Genomic DNA, 13,781 nt, shown 5'->3' with positions numbered 1-13,781 from the left:
TCCCTGATTGACTCTGCCGGACGCTAACCGGGAAGCACAGCCGTGGAAAGACGGAATGCGGCAAATTCCGGCTTGCATGCGATCTGAGCATATCTTTACTTATTATGACTTGCAGATGCTCAATTGCTTTACCCGGACCTGACGGACAGGTTACACGCTAGGTGTTTCATTTGAGACCTGAAACGACTATGTGACAAGAACTTGTGCCATACCGGCGAGTAAGTATTGGTGAATTGTGATTGTTTGCCCGACAGAACGTATGCCGGGCATTTGGGAGAAGCAAAGATCGTGTCGAGCAGATTTCGCCTGAAACACCTGGTTGTCCTGTCGCTCATGGCCATTCTGTCCGCCTGTGCAACGACACCGCCCGAGGGCGCCTCACGCAGCGACGTGTTTGACCCTTACGAAAACACGAACCGGGGAATTCACAAGTTCAATCTGGGCGTTGACCGGTTTCTGTTTCGACCTGCGTCGAAAGGGTACGTGAAGATCGTTCCTGATCCCATGGTCACCAGTTTCAGCACATTCGCCGAAAACATCTCGCTGCCCGGACAAGCGGTCGACTACCTGCTTCAGGGCAACCCGAAACAGATGGGCAATGCGCTGCTGCGCTTTGTGATCAACATGACCGTGGGCGGCTTTGGCCTGTCCGCGCCCGCAGATGAGCTGAACCTGCCGCCCGTCGATACTGATTTCGGTGAGACCCTGCATGTCTGGGGGGTCGGTGAAGGGGCTTATGTTGAACTGCCTTTCTATGGCCCGTCGACCCAAAGGGATGCCATCGGGGTCGTGATCAACCTGTTCTCGAATCCGATCAATTTTACCCCGGTCCGGCCCGCTGACAATCTGGGCGTCTATGCCGAAGTCGTTCGCCGCATGGGCGATCGTGGGCGGTTCTCGGATACCGTGGACTCGATTCTGTATGAAAGCGCAGACAGTTACGCGCAGGCCCGCCTGATCTATCTGCAAAACCGCCGCTTCGAACTGGCAAGAGATGACGAAGACGCTTATCTGGATTTGTATTCCGACCCCTATGCCGAAACCGGTACAGACCCGGTCAGGGACCCCTATTTAGACCCATACGAGGACCCCTATGCTGAATAACGAGTTGAACCGCCGTAGCTTTGTCGCAGCTGGTCTGGCCTTGGCGGTCCTGCCCAAATCCGCATTTGCCCAGACCGAGGCATCAGCCAAGGCACTGGTCAACAGTGTGGTCAACGACATCAACAGGGTTATCGCATCGGGCAAGTCAGAGAATGCGATGCTGCGTGATTTCGAGAAGATCTTTGTGCAATATGCCGACGTCCCGATCATGGCGCGTTATGCCCTCGGTGCCGATGCCCGCACGGCCACCCCATCCCAGTTGAAGCAATTCACCAAGGCGTTTCAGGGCTATATTTCCCGCAAATATGGTCGCCGCTTCCGCGAGTTCATTGGCGGTGAGGTCAACGTGCGCAATGCCCGCAAGATCAAGGCCGGATATGAAGTACGCACAATGGTCAAGCTGCGCGGCTCGGCGCCGTTTGATGTAACGTTCCTCGTTTCGGACAAGTCTGGGCGTGAAAAATTCTACAACATGTTCATCGAAGGCGTTAATTTGTTGCTGACCGAACGCACCGAAATCGGCGCGATGCTGGATGCCCGCAAAGGCAACCTGGACCAGTTGATCAAGGACCTGAAAAATACGGGTTGATCCGTTTCACTTGCGGCCACGCATTGAATTACGCCTTTGACAACAGTGGGGCAGAGGCGCCTGACCGCCTGTTTTTTCAGCGCGCCGCGGCTACATGTCGAGCTCACGGCATGTAACTGCGCACCAATGCGCCCGCAATCAGAGCCCACCCGTCGGCAATCACAAAAAACGCCAGCTTGAATGGCAAGGATACGATGGCCGGAGGCACCATCATCATGCCCATCGACATCAATACAGCAGCCACGACAAGATCGATGATCAGAAATGGCAGGAAAATCAGAAACCCGATCTGAAACGCCCGTGCGATTTCCGACAGCATGAAGGACGGCATCAAGACCGACAATGGCGCTTGTGCGGACAACTCCATAGCCTCACCACCGGGGCGCAAAGCCGCCATGGCATAGAACGTGTCCGCATCCAGTCGGGCCGCCATGAAGGCCCGGAACGGCTCCAACGCGCGCTCCAGCGCTGGTTCCACTTCCATCGTCTCTTCCATCATCGGTCGTATCCCTGTCGCCCATGCTTCTGAAAACACCGGGTCCATGATGAAATAGGTCAGGAACAACGCCAGGCTGACCAACAGCATATTGGGCGGAGATTGTTGCAGGCCAATCCCTTGCCGCAGGATCGACAGAACGGTGATCAGGAAGGGAAAGCAGGTGATCATGATCGCCAGCCCCGGAGCGATGCTCAGTACTGTGATCAGCAGAATCAGCTGGATCGTCCGGGCGGAAATCGACCCGCCCTCGCCCAAGGACAAGGTCAAATCCTGGGCAGCGGCCAGTGAGGGCGTCAACACGGCCACCAAAGCCAGGCAGATTACATAGCGCATCAACCGATTCCGTTGTGCAAATCCGCAATCTCGGTCAAGCGCACTGCAAGCTGCCCTGCCTGATCGCCTTCCATTTCTTCCAACAGCCCGCGCGCCACCAACTGATCCCCAACATAGAGGTCAACCGGGTCTTCGATCCGTTTGTCCAGAGTCAGCACGGCATTCTCTCCCATGTTCAACAGGTCCTTGATCAATGGGCGCGCACGACCAACGGAAACGGTCACTTCAATCGGGACCGAGTCGAAGGGGTTGGGTTTTTCAGATTTCGGGATCTGGGTGTCATTCATTGGACAAAGCCTCTCTTGTCTCAAAGACATAAGCGTCAAAGGTCTGTTCGATGGCGGCGAGCAAAGCGGTGCAATCAACCTCACGTCGGCTCGTGCCGACCTGAAGGCGGGCCTGACCCGGCTCCAGTTCAGAGTGTTCGATCACCTGAAGAGTGGAATGCAGATCTTGCGGCAACAGCGCTGCGACACTCTCGGCACAACCCGGCGGCACCAAAATCTGCATCGGCTGCTCTATCCGCGAACGCGCCATTTCACAGAGTTGCTCCACGATGCGGGCTGCAAGGCCGCGCTCGGCCATCTCAGGCAGTACGGTCTGAACCAGGCTGGTGAACATGGGCTCCAACGACAGGGTCATGCGGGCGATGGCTTCGTGATAGGTGAAAGACATATCCTCAAGCGACTTTGCCAATTCAGCCGAAATCTGGCTGCGGCTTTGCTCCTGCGCCCGCGAGGCATCTTCCCAACCGGCCCCATACCCGTCTTCGAAGGCAGCAAGCCGTTGTTCTTCCAGCGTGTCCTCATTCAAGATCAGAACAGGCCCCGTACCGGTCTGGGTGGTGAAATCCTCAAGAAGATGGGCAATCGACATCACACCCGCTCCTCACCTTCTTCAAGCCAACTGCGCAGGATCTCGACAGTTTCTTCCTGCTTTTCACCGATCATGGCGCGCAACCGGTCGACAGGATCCTCCGTGGCGTTCGAGCCGAGGGCCGGAACACCACGCTCTGCCGGCAGGGTCGAGAGCTCTGCCGGTTCTTCCGGTGCAATTTCACCTGTCAGTGCCAGGGTATCCGAATCCGCCCCTCCTGACGCCGCCAGCAGCGCCGGTGTCGGTGTCGCATTCGTCAGGATCGGGCGGATCACGAACAGGGCCAGCACGAGCGAAACCAAAGCCAGCACGGCCATCTGTATCAAGGACATGACGTCCAGATGGACGTTGTGCCAGAGCGACGACGATACCAGGGTGCCCTGTGGTTCGACCGACGGCAGATCCATGGATTTCAGTGTGATAACGTCCCCGCGCGCCGCATCGTACCCGACTGCCGACGCCACGAGCTCTTCCAGAGCGGCCAGCTCTTCCTGGGGCAAGGGCGTGAAGACTTCGGCACCAGAGGCGTCCACTGATCTTTTCCCATTGACCAGAACTGCAACCGTCAGGCGCTTGATCGCGCCGGGAGCCTTATGAACTTCCAACTCAGTCTCGGAGACTTCGTAGTTCACCCGCTCACGAGTCTGGGTAGCCGTCGAGTTCGATTCGTCCCCGCCCGCCGCATCGCCATCCGGCAGGTTCGACGCCACGGTGACATCCGATGACTGGTTTCGGGCGCTGTCCGAACGTTCTTCGACATCCGTGCTGATCGCCACGCGGCCTTTGGGGTCAAAGCGCCGCTCGCGAATGGATTCCGTCTTGGTTTCGGTATCCACACTGACCTCGACCACGGCATTGCCTGTACCGACACGCGCCTCGACCAGACGCAGAACACGTTCCCGCAACTGGCGCGACTTGTCGTCCGCAGTGTCCGCAGGCGCTGCGGTATCCTGCCCGCCAATCACGGCCCCGTGCGAATCAACCACCGTAACGTTCTCGGGCGTCAGGCCGCTGACGGCCGAGGCAACAAGGAACCGGATGGCCTTGGCCTGATCCCCGGTAATTTCGGTCCCGGATGGCACGAGGTAAACCGAAGCCGTTGGTGACACGCTGCGCTGAAACGGGTTTGCCGTCCCGTTGGCAATATGGACGCGCGCCTGACTTATATGCGGGCTTCCGACAATCGTCCGGGCCAGTTCACCCTCTTTCGCGCGCCAATAGGCAGCATCGAACATCTGAGAGGTGGTGCCAAACCCGCTTAGCGAATCAAGTAGTTCGTACCCTTTGTTGCCGTTTGCGGGCAGGCCTTCGCTGGCCAGGGTCATTCGCAGCTCGTCGCGCTGCGCGCCGGATACGTAGATCGATCCGCCCCGGATTTCATATGTGACGCCGCGCTGGTCCAGCGCGCGTACTATTTCCCCGGCGGCACCGCTTTCCAGACCCGCATAAAGCAGCGTCATGGACGGAGCCGTCACGAGGCGCGACATGCCAAGGATTCCCAGAAACACCAGCGCAACCGCACCGGCGACGATGATTTGTTTACGCCTGTCCAAATTAGCCCAGACAGTTCCAATCTGCTGCACGCTCACCTCCGACTCGCCGGCATTCTGCCCGACGCACCCTCTGTTTGGACGATTGCTCTTAACAATCGGTTAGTCCCTGCGCGGTTATGACGGGGTCGGAACTGATGAATGAGGACGTCATGACCGACGCAACCGACGAACTGGCGGAACCCACCGGGAAAAAAGGGAAAAAGGGAATGCTGATCGGGATGCTTCTTGCCATCGCCGGCGCTGCGGGCGGGTATTTCCTGACGTCATCCGGATTGATTCCGCTGGGTGGCAAGGCCGCGGTTGAGGCCGGCAAGGACGAGGCGAAAGAGGAACCTGCCAAAGCGCTGGCGGATGTGGGGTTCATTGATCTGCCGCCGGTTGTTGTATCGGTGAATTCCGGCAATTCGCGACATTTGAAGTTCCACGCTCAGCTCGAAGTTAACGCGCCGTACATAGCTGATGTGAAAAAAATGCAGCCACGAATCATGGATGTCCTGAACGGATACCTGCGAGCCGTTGAATTGAAGGACCTGGAGGATTCGCTGGCATTGACGCGCATCCGAGGTCACCTGCTGCGACGCATTGGAATTGTTGTTGGCGAAGGGCGCGTTCGCGATGTGCTGGTGATGGAATTTGTACTGAATTAGGAGGCGGAATTGGAGCTGATTGCGGATATTTTGCTGGTCGCCGGTGCGTTGGGCGCGGGTCTTTATTGTTTTGTGCTGTCGCGCCGCCTCAGGCGGTTCACCGATCTTGAAAAAGGCGTCGGTGGCGCGGTGGCCGTGTTGTCGACCCAGGCAGAAGAGCTGAAGAAATCCCTGGACAGCGCGCGAAATGCCTCGGATCAATCGGGGGATCAGCTGAAGGCGCTGACGCAAAGGGCTGAGACCGTGGCTCAGCACCTGGAGCTGATGATGGCATCTCTGCATGATGTCATCCCCGAAGAAGAAACTGCCGCCCCGGAAACGGCAAAGCCTGTCCAAGACGAGCCCCAGCCTGAAGAGGAACAGGGCACCAAGCACGAGAAAGCAGCGGAACCGGCCGAAACTGGTGCGCGTGAAGAGCAACCCAAGGCGCCAGAGGGCCTGATGTTCTTCCGCCATGACCGCAAACAGAACGGGGCGCAGGCATGAGCCTTGCGCGCAACGCCAAACACGATACACGTCCGCGCGGCGGTGTGCTTGCTGTCATCTCATTGCTGATGATCGGCTCGGCAGCCATTCGCGTTGGCTTGGAGGCAGGACCCGCGCTCGCCAAACCGGCGACACCCGAAGCCGTGGAAAACAAGCCCGCCGCGTCCGAAACACGCGATGTTCAGGTTGTGCTAGCAGAACTTTTACGCCGGGAGGAACGCGTCAAACAGCGAGAGGCTGAATTGCGCGATCAGGAAAAAGCACTGGAGATCGCAACCCAGGCCGTTGAAACGCGTCTGACGGCCCTGAAGGAAGCAGAAGATGCCCTGCGTGCCACGTTGGCGGTTGCGGACAAGGCGGCAGAGAACGATCTGGCGCGCCTGACGGATGTTTACCAGAACATGAAACCCAAGGACACAGCCGCGTTGTTTGAAACTATGGACCCGACCTTTGCCGCAGGGTTCCTGTCCCGCATGCCGGCAGACGCAGCGGCTGGCGTACTGGCGGGCCTGAGCCCCGAAGCGGCCTATACGATCAGCGTTGTCATGGCCGGACGCAACGCCTCGGCCCCACAGGAGTAGTCCCCCGTGTTGCCCGGTATCGCACAGAACTCATCTGGAGATCTCAAATGATTGGAATTGTTGGAATTGTTGTCATCTTCGTAATGGTCTTCGGCGGCTATCTCGCGGCAGGTGGCAAGATGACCATCATCATGAAATCTCTTCCCTTCGAAATGATGATGATCGGTGGTGCCGCCGTAGGAGCCTTTCTGATCAGCAATGACATGGGCGGCGTGAAACATACGATCAAAGACATGGCCAAGGTTTTCAAGGGCCCGAAATGGAAGCCCGAAGACTATCGTGACCTTCTGTGCCTTCTGTTTTCGTTGATCCGCATTGCCCGCGCCAACCCTGTTGAGGTCGAGCAGCATATAGAAGACCCCGAAAACTCCAGCTTGTTTTCCGCATACCCCAAGATCCAATCAGACAAGGAGGCCGTCGACCTGATTTGTGACACCATGCGGTCGGCGGCGATGAATTATGACGATCCGCATCAGGTTGAAGAGGTTCTGGAGAAGCGCATGGAGGCGAATTTTCATCACGCCATGCACTCAAGCCATGCGCTTCAAACAGTAGCAGACGGCCTGCCCGCGCTGGGGATCGTTGCTGCGGTTCTGGGCGTGATCAAGACGATGGGATCAATCGATCAGCCGCCCGAAGTGCTGGGGAAGCTGATTGGGGGTGCCCTGGTAGGCACGTTCCTGGGCGTTTTTCTGGCCTATGGTCTGGTCGGCCCCTTCGCAGGCAAACTGAAAGCCGTGGTTGAAGAAGACAACCACTTTTATCAGCTGATCAAAGAAGTACTGGTGGCCAACCTGCACAACCACAATGCCGCCATGTGCATTGAAGTCGGACGCCAGAACACCCCAACCCATAACCGCCCGGGCTTTTCCGAGCTGGAAGACGCATTGAAAGAGCTCAAGCAGGCTGCGGCATGAAGCGCATCGGGTTTCTGATTGCGGTTTTGGTCATGGCTGCATCTGCCGTGACTGCACAGGACGTGGTGGTGCGATCCGGTGAGCATGACGGATTCACACGTCTGGTTTTCGACGTGCCACCGGACACCCGCTGGGTGCTGGCGCAACGGAAGAACGGCGCCAGCCTTACCATTGCCCTGGACGATGTCACATTCAAAACCAGCTCGGTTTTTGGGCGTTTGACCACGAACCGCCTGGCCTCATTGTCGCAGGAAAACCCCGGCAGCGCTTTGGAGCTGGAGTTCGGGTGCGACTGCGTGGCGTCGGCGTTTCTGTACAGAAACTCGATGATCGTACTGGACATCGCGCCAGGGGAATTGTTGCCGCCGCTTCTTGAGAATGTACCGCCACCCTTGATCGGAAAAACGGCCGAAGGCAAACCGCCATCGGTTGAGACAGGGTTGCATCTTCCGCTCCTCACCATGACTGAGCAGGGGATAAAAGACCAGCTGTCCACTCGTCTTCTGCAAGGGACCGATCGCAAGTTGCTGGATTTGAAGCTTGCTCCTGTCGGGCCACGCAATACCGCCCCGTCCGGTACAAGCGTTGTGCCGCCCCGATTGCGTTCGAACGTACGTCTGACCACGGTTCTGGACGATTTGCAGAATGTATTGAACGCAGAACTGCAACCAATTGACCACAGACCGGCCTGCATCTCGACTGCTGAGATGAATTTTGCGTCCTGGTCAGGGGACACGCCTTTTCTGGACCAGGTATCAGCTCTCCGCTCTGGGCTGTACAAAGAGTTTGACAAACTTGACGGCGAAAAGGCCATGAACCTGGCCAGGCTCTACGCCTCTTTCGGTTTCGGAGCCGAAGCGTTGAGTGTCTTTAGGCTGTTGGAGACGCCGCCAGAGGGCTTCGAACCCGTTGCGGCAATTGCGCGGGTTGTAGATAACCGGCCGCCGCTGCCCAGGAATCCATTCAACGACCTGCAACGATGTGACAGCGATGCCGCGCTTTGGGCTGTGTTGTCCGAAGGGGAACTGGCACCTGACGCAAACGTGGAAGCAATCGAAAACGCGTATTCAAGACTGCCAGATCATCTTCGCCGCCAGCTGGGGCCGCGGTTATCAGAATTACTGGTGAGCGCACAACAACTGGAGGCTGCCCGCAGAATCCTTCGTTCGGTTGACCGGATTGAACCGGAAACGATATCCAGTGTCGCTCAGGCCAAAGCCAGCGTTGCCAAGGCGGAAGGGGACAGTGACCGTGAAGAAGAGTTGTTGACCGAGGTTATAACCTCTACCGACGCCGCCACTGAATCTCCGCTGGCTTTGGCGCGCCTGGTGGAAAAACGTTGGTCTGAACGCAAAGCTGTTTCTTCTCAAGAGCTTGATCTGGCGGCATCTTATGCGGTCGAGTTCAGGCGATCGGAGCTGGGCCCGATGATGAACCGCACCTATGCGATCGCTCTGAGCCTGAGCCAGGAATTCGACCGTGCATTTGACGTGATCAAAGCGCAGCCACCCGGACCCGATAGTGACGGCGCGATCAATCGGCATCTGCAATTGCTTGCTGAAAGATCGGATGACGCAACCTTTCTACTCCAGACGATGGAGGTAATGCAGCCAGACATGACGGCAGTGCTGACAACCGATACTGCAATTGCATTGGCAAGCCGTCTTGCTGATCTGGGCTTTGCTCAGCAGACATTCGCGCTGGCGAACAAACCGGAAGATCAGTCTCGGCGCTCGGATCGGGCTCGGTTGCGGGCTCGGGCCGCTTTGCTGTCGGGGCGCCCTCATCAAGCCCTGCTGGAGCTGGCTGATGACAATTCCGCAGAGGCGATTGCCTTGCGCGCGCAGGCGATGGTTTCAACAGAAGATTTTGCAGCCGCCGGCGAAATGCTCCGAGATCTCGAACAAAACGAAGCGGCAAACCGGTACTTCTGGCTGGCCGGAGTATCGGATAAAAGGCTGGAACCTGCGGGCGGGAAATACGCGGCATTGAACCAAACGACCCAAGCCTTGTCTGACCTGCCGGAACGGTTGGCGGAAAAACCGCTGGCGGATGCGGAAAACCTGTTGAAGGACAGCCAGTCGGCCCGCCAGCGGATCGACGAGATGTTGAACGCAGTTGGAGTAAAATGACATATATCGCGACTGTTCCGGCCGCACCCGGCAAAGTGAACGCCGGTCCCGGTATACCCTGCGATGCGTTTCAACCGCTGGCAGCGTTGGGAGTCCCGGCGCAGTTGCTTCAAAGCGGGTCCAATCAGAACACCCGATCAGGCGGGGATGCAAACATGGCTCCAACTTCTTTCAAGGATGTTGTGTTCCAGACATGACACAGAAGAACAGGCCGCCGAATTTCAGGCCACGTTCCTCAACCAAAAAGGTCACGACGGCTGACCGCCCGTAAAGCAACCGGTGCCGTGGAATTTGCGGCAGATGCGTGAAAACGAGACGCCACATCCGAAATACGGCGGTAAAAGTTCCGCACCTTCAATGAGTTCCGTGGTCAGAGAAATCGCGGACGTGTCTCCTCATCAGGCCGGGCCAACCGGCTTGGGATGGCAACGTCTTTGGACACAAATTCTGCAAGCCCGCCTTTTCCGGCACGCTGACAGGCATCGGTATTGCCAGTGCAGTATTTCACACCACTGGCTGGCGTTTCCCCTGCTCCCGGCGTCAGACACCGGGAACAGAGACGTCAAAAACAGCGGACAACCGTCCTTGATTCAGTACGGAGCCTCAACATCATTCATCGAGACATAGACGGTTTTCATTTCCGAGAAGTGATTGATCGCCAGTTTCGAGTTCTCGCGCCCGACACCGGACATCTTCGATCCACCAAACGGCGCTTCAACCGGGGCAAGGTTGTAGGTGTTGATATAGCAAGTGCCAGCTTCAAATCCGGCCACGATTCGATGCGCCCGGGTCAGATCATTCGTGAAGACACCTGCGGCCAGACCGAACTCGGTGTCATTGGCGCGGGCCATCACCTCTTCCTCGGTCTCGAAATCCAGCACCGACATGACGGGGCCAAAGATTTCCTCGCGCGCGATGGTCATGTTGTCCGTGACGTCAGCAAAAACCGTGGGTTGCACAAAATAGCCGTCTCTTTCGATCCGTTCACCGCCATAAACCAGTCTTGCGCCTTCGGCTTTGCCCTTTTCGATATAGCCCAGGGCGATGTTCATCTGGTTCTCGCTGACCATCGGGCCAAAGCTGACGTCCTCGTCCATTGGATCGCCGATTTTCGCGTGCGCCAGACGTTCCGAGAGACGTCTCAGGAAGGCCTCTTTGATACTTTTCTGAACAAAGACGCGGGTGCCGTTGGAACAAACCTGACCCGAAGAATAGAAATTGCCCAGGATCGCACCTGAAACAGCGTTTTCGATGTCGGCATCGTCAAAGACGATCATCGGGGATTTGCCTCCAAGTTCCATGGTCACATGCTTCATGCCATCCGCAGCAGCAGCATAGACCTTGCGGCCCGTCGGCACAGAACCTGTCAAAGAGACCTTGGCCACGCGCGGATCAGAGACCAGCGAAGCACCGACATCACCGTATCCCTGGATCACGTTGTAGACACCCTTGGGTGCGCCGGCCTCGACAAGAATTTCGGCCACTTTCAATGCCGAAAGGGGCGTGGTTTCCGAAGGTTTGAATACCATCGTGTTGCCGCAAGCCAGTGCAGGTGCACCTTTCCAGCAGGCGATCTGCGTGGGGTAATTCCAGGCGCCGATCCCGACGCACACGCCCAGCGCCTCGCGGATGGTATAGACGAAATCCCCCCCGCCCAGCGGAATATGCTCGCCAGTCAGAGAGGCTGCCAATCCACCAAAATACTCCAGCGCATCGGCCCCCGAGGTGGCATCGGCCACTGTGGTTTCCTGAATCGGCTTGCCGGTATCATGGGTTTCCAGAACGGACAGGTCGTAGTTGCGTTCGCGCATGATATCAGAGGCGCGGCGCAGGATGCGGCCACGTTCCGTCCCGGACAGGGCCGCCCATGCTGCCTGAGCGTTTTTTGCACTGTTTAGAGCCTGTTCCACGATCGCCGGCGTCGCTGAATGCAACCGTGCAATCACTTCGCCTGTAGCGGGATAGATCACTTCGATGGCCGCGCCGTTTGTATCTTCGACATATTCGCCGTCAATGAAATGGCTGGCCCGGGGCTGAAACTTCATACCGTGTCCTTTTCTTTCGCACCCGTCAGGACGGGACAAATGGTCAGTCAAAAATCGGCCTATCGGTTATTGATTGACCAGTCAATAAAATCATCGAAGGGGCGGCTTTACGCCTGTCGAACCCCGTAAACCTTGAAATTTTTGGTTAATGTTCTATTTATGTTCTACGTAGTCAGAGGACAAACCGATGGCCCAGCAAACACGTCCCACAGCCCTGAACGGGCCGAACAACGACTATCACCTGCTTCCGGTCACCGATCGGCAGATGCGGTATGCGCGTGCGATTGCCGAGAAGTCAGCCCTTGAGATTCCGGTTGAGGCACAGCGTGATCGGCGGCTTTTGTCTGACTGGATTTCCGCACACAAACCACGCGGGACCTCGCAGTTCGACAATTACCCGACGGGAAAACAAGTCGCGTTTGCCGAGCGGATTTCACGCAGCAAGCGCCGCCCGATCCCATCCGAGTGTTTCCGCGACAAGAAAATGATGTCGCGCTGGATCGATCACAACAAATAGTCCCGAATTAGGGTCTATCCGGATTGTGGTTGCGGGCATAAAGCGAAACTGCTGCGGCAACAAACATACCCAGCAGGATATAGCCTGTTACGGCCTCGGACACGGCGAGCCCACGGCACAGACCGGTCGGGGACATGTCGCCATATCCGACTGTGGTAAAGGTGACATAGGAAAAATACAGGATATCCCCCGGACCCTGCGCACCAATGACACAGTGGTCGTTATACCCAAAGGCCCCGTAAACTGCGGCGAACAGGAATGGAACGACCTGTATGAACGAAACACCCATCAGAAACAAAAGCCTGCGGGGCGATTTCACCTGTGTCATGTAATACCAGGATTGTGACACCAACCAGATCAACAACCCGATCGAGGCGACTGTGCCAATCGTATCGCCCGCAGCCGCCTCGCTCAGGCGGGACAGGCCATACCAAGCCAGGAAGCTAGCAAGGACCAGCCCCAGTGCCGCAATCAGCGTCGATTTCCATTCGTCCAATGTCGTGGGTTTGCGGTGCATGAACGCCCCTTCAATCCGGTCTTCGGGCAATCATCCGACCTAAAGGCATCGCCCGCAACCCGAATTCAATCCTGCCGCAGATGCGCCTCACCCCGTTCCCGCGCCAGCAGGATCTGCTTTTGCCGCTCGCGAAAGCGCATTTTGTCAGCATCTGACGTCTCATCGATGCATTGATGGCATGAAACGCCGTGCTCGTATTCCGGGCGCTTCATATCCTCGGGCAGGATAGGACGCCGGCATCCATGACAAAGCTTGTGCGGCCCTTCAACAAGCCCGTGGCCAACCGAAACGCGATTGTCGAAAACAAAGCATTCACCCTGCCAGGAACTGTCTTCGGCGGGGATTTCCTCAAGATATCGCAGGATACCGCCTTTGAGGTGATAGACATCTTCGACCCCCTGCCCCAACAGGTAGTTGGTGGATTTCTCGCAACGGATACCGCCCGTGCAGAACATGGCGACCCGCTTGTTGTGAAAGCGGTCCTTGTTCTGTTCCCACCATGCCGGGAAATCGCGGAAACTGGCCGTTTCAGGGTCTATTGCGCCTTCAAACGTCCCGATTGCCACTTCGTAATCGTTTCGCGTGTCGATCAAAACCACATCGTCAGAGCGGATCAGGTCATTCCACTCCTGCGGGTCGACATAGTTGCCGACGCGAGCGCGCGGGTCCACGTCGGGCTGGCCCATGGTCACGATCTCTTTCTTCAACCGCACCTTCATCTTGCCGAAAGGCGGGTGGTCCGAGGTCGCTTCTTTCCACTCCAGATCAGCGCAACCGGGCAAGGATCGGATATATGACAGCACGGCGTCAATTCCGGTCCGCGGGCCGGCGATTGTGCCGTTGATCCCTTCCTGGGCAAGCAGCAGCGTACCTGTGACAGACTGCGCGCGGCACAGGTCCAGCAAGGGGTCGCGCAACGCGGCCGGGTCCGCGAAACGTGTAAAGTGATAGAGGGCAGCGATTGTGTACATATGCGCGATCTACC

15 protein-coding genes are annotated in these 13,781 nt (G+C 57.3%); 8 read left to right on the top strand and 7 right to left on the bottom strand.

Annotated features, from left to right (window positions below; translation table 11 throughout):
- The first annotated feature begins 333 nt into the window (after positions 1-333).
- On the top strand, positions 334-1,104 hold the full coding sequence (locus tag GOW09_RS07790) for a VacJ family lipoprotein (RefSeq protein WP_171117280.1): 771 nt from the start codon (positions 334-336) through the stop codon (positions 1,102-1,104).
- The gene (locus GOW09_RS07785) at positions 1,094-1,693 is read left to right on the top strand and encodes a phospholipid-binding protein MlaC (protein WP_171117117.1); all 600 of its coding nucleotides are present in this window, start codon (positions 1,094-1,096) and stop codon (positions 1,691-1,693) included. The genes GOW09_RS07790 and GOW09_RS07785 overlap by 11 nt, the downstream gene beginning before the upstream one ends.
- Before the next feature lie 103 nt (positions 1,694-1,796).
- On the opposite strand, the gene fliP is transcribed toward GOW09_RS07785, so the two are convergent.
- From fliP to fliF, 4 genes are read right to left on the bottom strand one after another with little or no spacing between them, the layout of a single operon-like run.
- On the bottom strand, positions 1,797-2,525 hold the full coding sequence (gene fliP / locus GOW09_RS07780; RefSeq protein WP_171117115.1) for a flagellar type III secretion system pore protein FliP: 729 nt from the start codon (positions 2,523-2,525) through the stop codon (positions 1,797-1,799).
- Entirely contained in the window at positions 2,525-2,812 is a 288-nt protein-coding gene (locus tag GOW09_RS07775; RefSeq protein ID WP_152459423.1) for a FliM/FliN family flagellar motor C-terminal domain-containing protein, read from the bottom strand. The genes fliP and GOW09_RS07775 overlap by 1 nt, the downstream gene beginning before the upstream one ends.
- On the bottom strand, positions 2,805-3,401 hold the full coding sequence (locus GOW09_RS07770) for an ABC transporter ATP-binding protein (protein WP_171117112.1): 597 nt from the start codon (positions 3,399-3,401) through the stop codon (positions 2,805-2,807). Before GOW09_RS07770 ends, GOW09_RS07775 begins: the two co-directional genes overlap by 8 nt.
- Complete coding sequence (gene fliF / locus GOW09_RS07765) at positions 3,401-4,984, bottom strand: flagellar basal-body MS-ring/collar protein FliF (RefSeq protein WP_171117109.1); 1,584 nt, start codon at positions 4,982-4,984, stop codon at positions 3,401-3,403. Before fliF ends, GOW09_RS07770 begins: the two co-directional genes overlap by 1 nt.
- Before the next feature lie 119 nt (positions 4,985-5,103).
- Between fliF and fliL the strand changes: the two genes are divergently transcribed.
- From fliL to GOW09_RS07740, 5 genes are read left to right on the top strand one after another with little or no spacing between them, the layout of a single operon-like run.
- The gene (gene fliL, locus GOW09_RS07760) at positions 5,104-5,601 is read left to right on the top strand and encodes a flagellar basal body-associated protein FliL (protein WP_171117108.1); all 498 of its coding nucleotides are present in this window, start codon (positions 5,104-5,106) and stop codon (positions 5,599-5,601) included.
- Between the two features lie 9 nt (positions 5,602-5,610).
- Positions 5,611-6,087 (top strand): hypothetical protein, encoded by a 477-nt coding sequence (locus tag GOW09_RS07755; protein ID WP_171117105.1) that lies wholly within the window; start codon positions 5,611-5,613, stop codon positions 6,085-6,087.
- A complete protein-coding gene (locus tag GOW09_RS07750; RefSeq protein WP_171117103.1) occupies positions 6,084-6,668 on the top strand; it encodes a MotE family protein in 585 nt (194 codons plus the stop codon). Before GOW09_RS07755 ends, GOW09_RS07750 begins: the two co-directional genes overlap by 4 nt.
- A 47-nt stretch (positions 6,669-6,715) precedes the next feature.
- On the top strand, positions 6,716-7,585 hold the full coding sequence (motA, locus tag GOW09_RS07745; protein ID WP_152459429.1) for a flagellar motor stator protein MotA: 870 nt from the start codon (positions 6,716-6,718) through the stop codon (positions 7,583-7,585).
- Positions 7,582-9,717, top strand: a complete 2,136-nt coding sequence (locus GOW09_RS07740; RefSeq protein WP_171117100.1) for a hypothetical protein — start codon at positions 7,582-7,584, stop codon at positions 9,715-9,717. The genes motA and GOW09_RS07740 overlap by 4 nt, the downstream gene beginning before the upstream one ends.
- Positions 9,718-10,307: 590 nt before the next feature.
- On the opposite strand, the gene betB is transcribed toward GOW09_RS07740, so the two are convergent.
- Complete coding sequence (gene betB / locus GOW09_RS07735; RefSeq protein WP_171117098.1) at positions 10,308-11,762, bottom strand: betaine-aldehyde dehydrogenase; 1,455 nt, start codon at positions 11,760-11,762, stop codon at positions 10,308-10,310.
- 187 nt (positions 11,763-11,949) lie between these two features.
- Between betB and GOW09_RS07730 the strand changes: the two genes are divergently transcribed.
- Positions 11,950-12,279 (top strand): hypothetical protein, encoded by a 330-nt coding sequence (locus tag GOW09_RS07730; RefSeq protein ID WP_171117096.1) that lies wholly within the window; start codon positions 11,950-11,952, stop codon positions 12,277-12,279.
- Between the two features lie 7 nt (positions 12,280-12,286).
- Here the strand turns inward: GOW09_RS07730 and GOW09_RS07725 are convergent, their stop codons facing one another.
- Together GOW09_RS07725 and GOW09_RS07720 are read right to left on the bottom strand one after the other, a co-directional pair.
- Positions 12,287-12,796: a potassium channel family protein gene (locus GOW09_RS07725; RefSeq protein ID WP_152459433.1), complete on the bottom strand. Its 510-nt coding sequence runs from the start codon at positions 12,794-12,796 to the stop codon at positions 12,287-12,289.
- Between the two features lie 65 nt (positions 12,797-12,861).
- Positions 12,862-13,767, bottom strand: a complete 906-nt coding sequence (locus GOW09_RS07720; RefSeq protein WP_171117094.1) for a rhodanese-related sulfurtransferase — start codon at positions 13,765-13,767, stop codon at positions 12,862-12,864.
- Between the last annotated feature and the right edge of the window lie 14 nt (positions 13,768-13,781).

The sequence above is a fragment of the Ruegeria sp. HKCCA5463 genome, from assembly GCF_013034175.1.
Taxonomy (GTDB): Bacteria; Pseudomonadota; Alphaproteobacteria; order Rhodobacterales; family Rhodobacteraceae; genus Ruegeria.
This window is presented reverse-complemented; position numbering and strand designations above follow the sequence as displayed.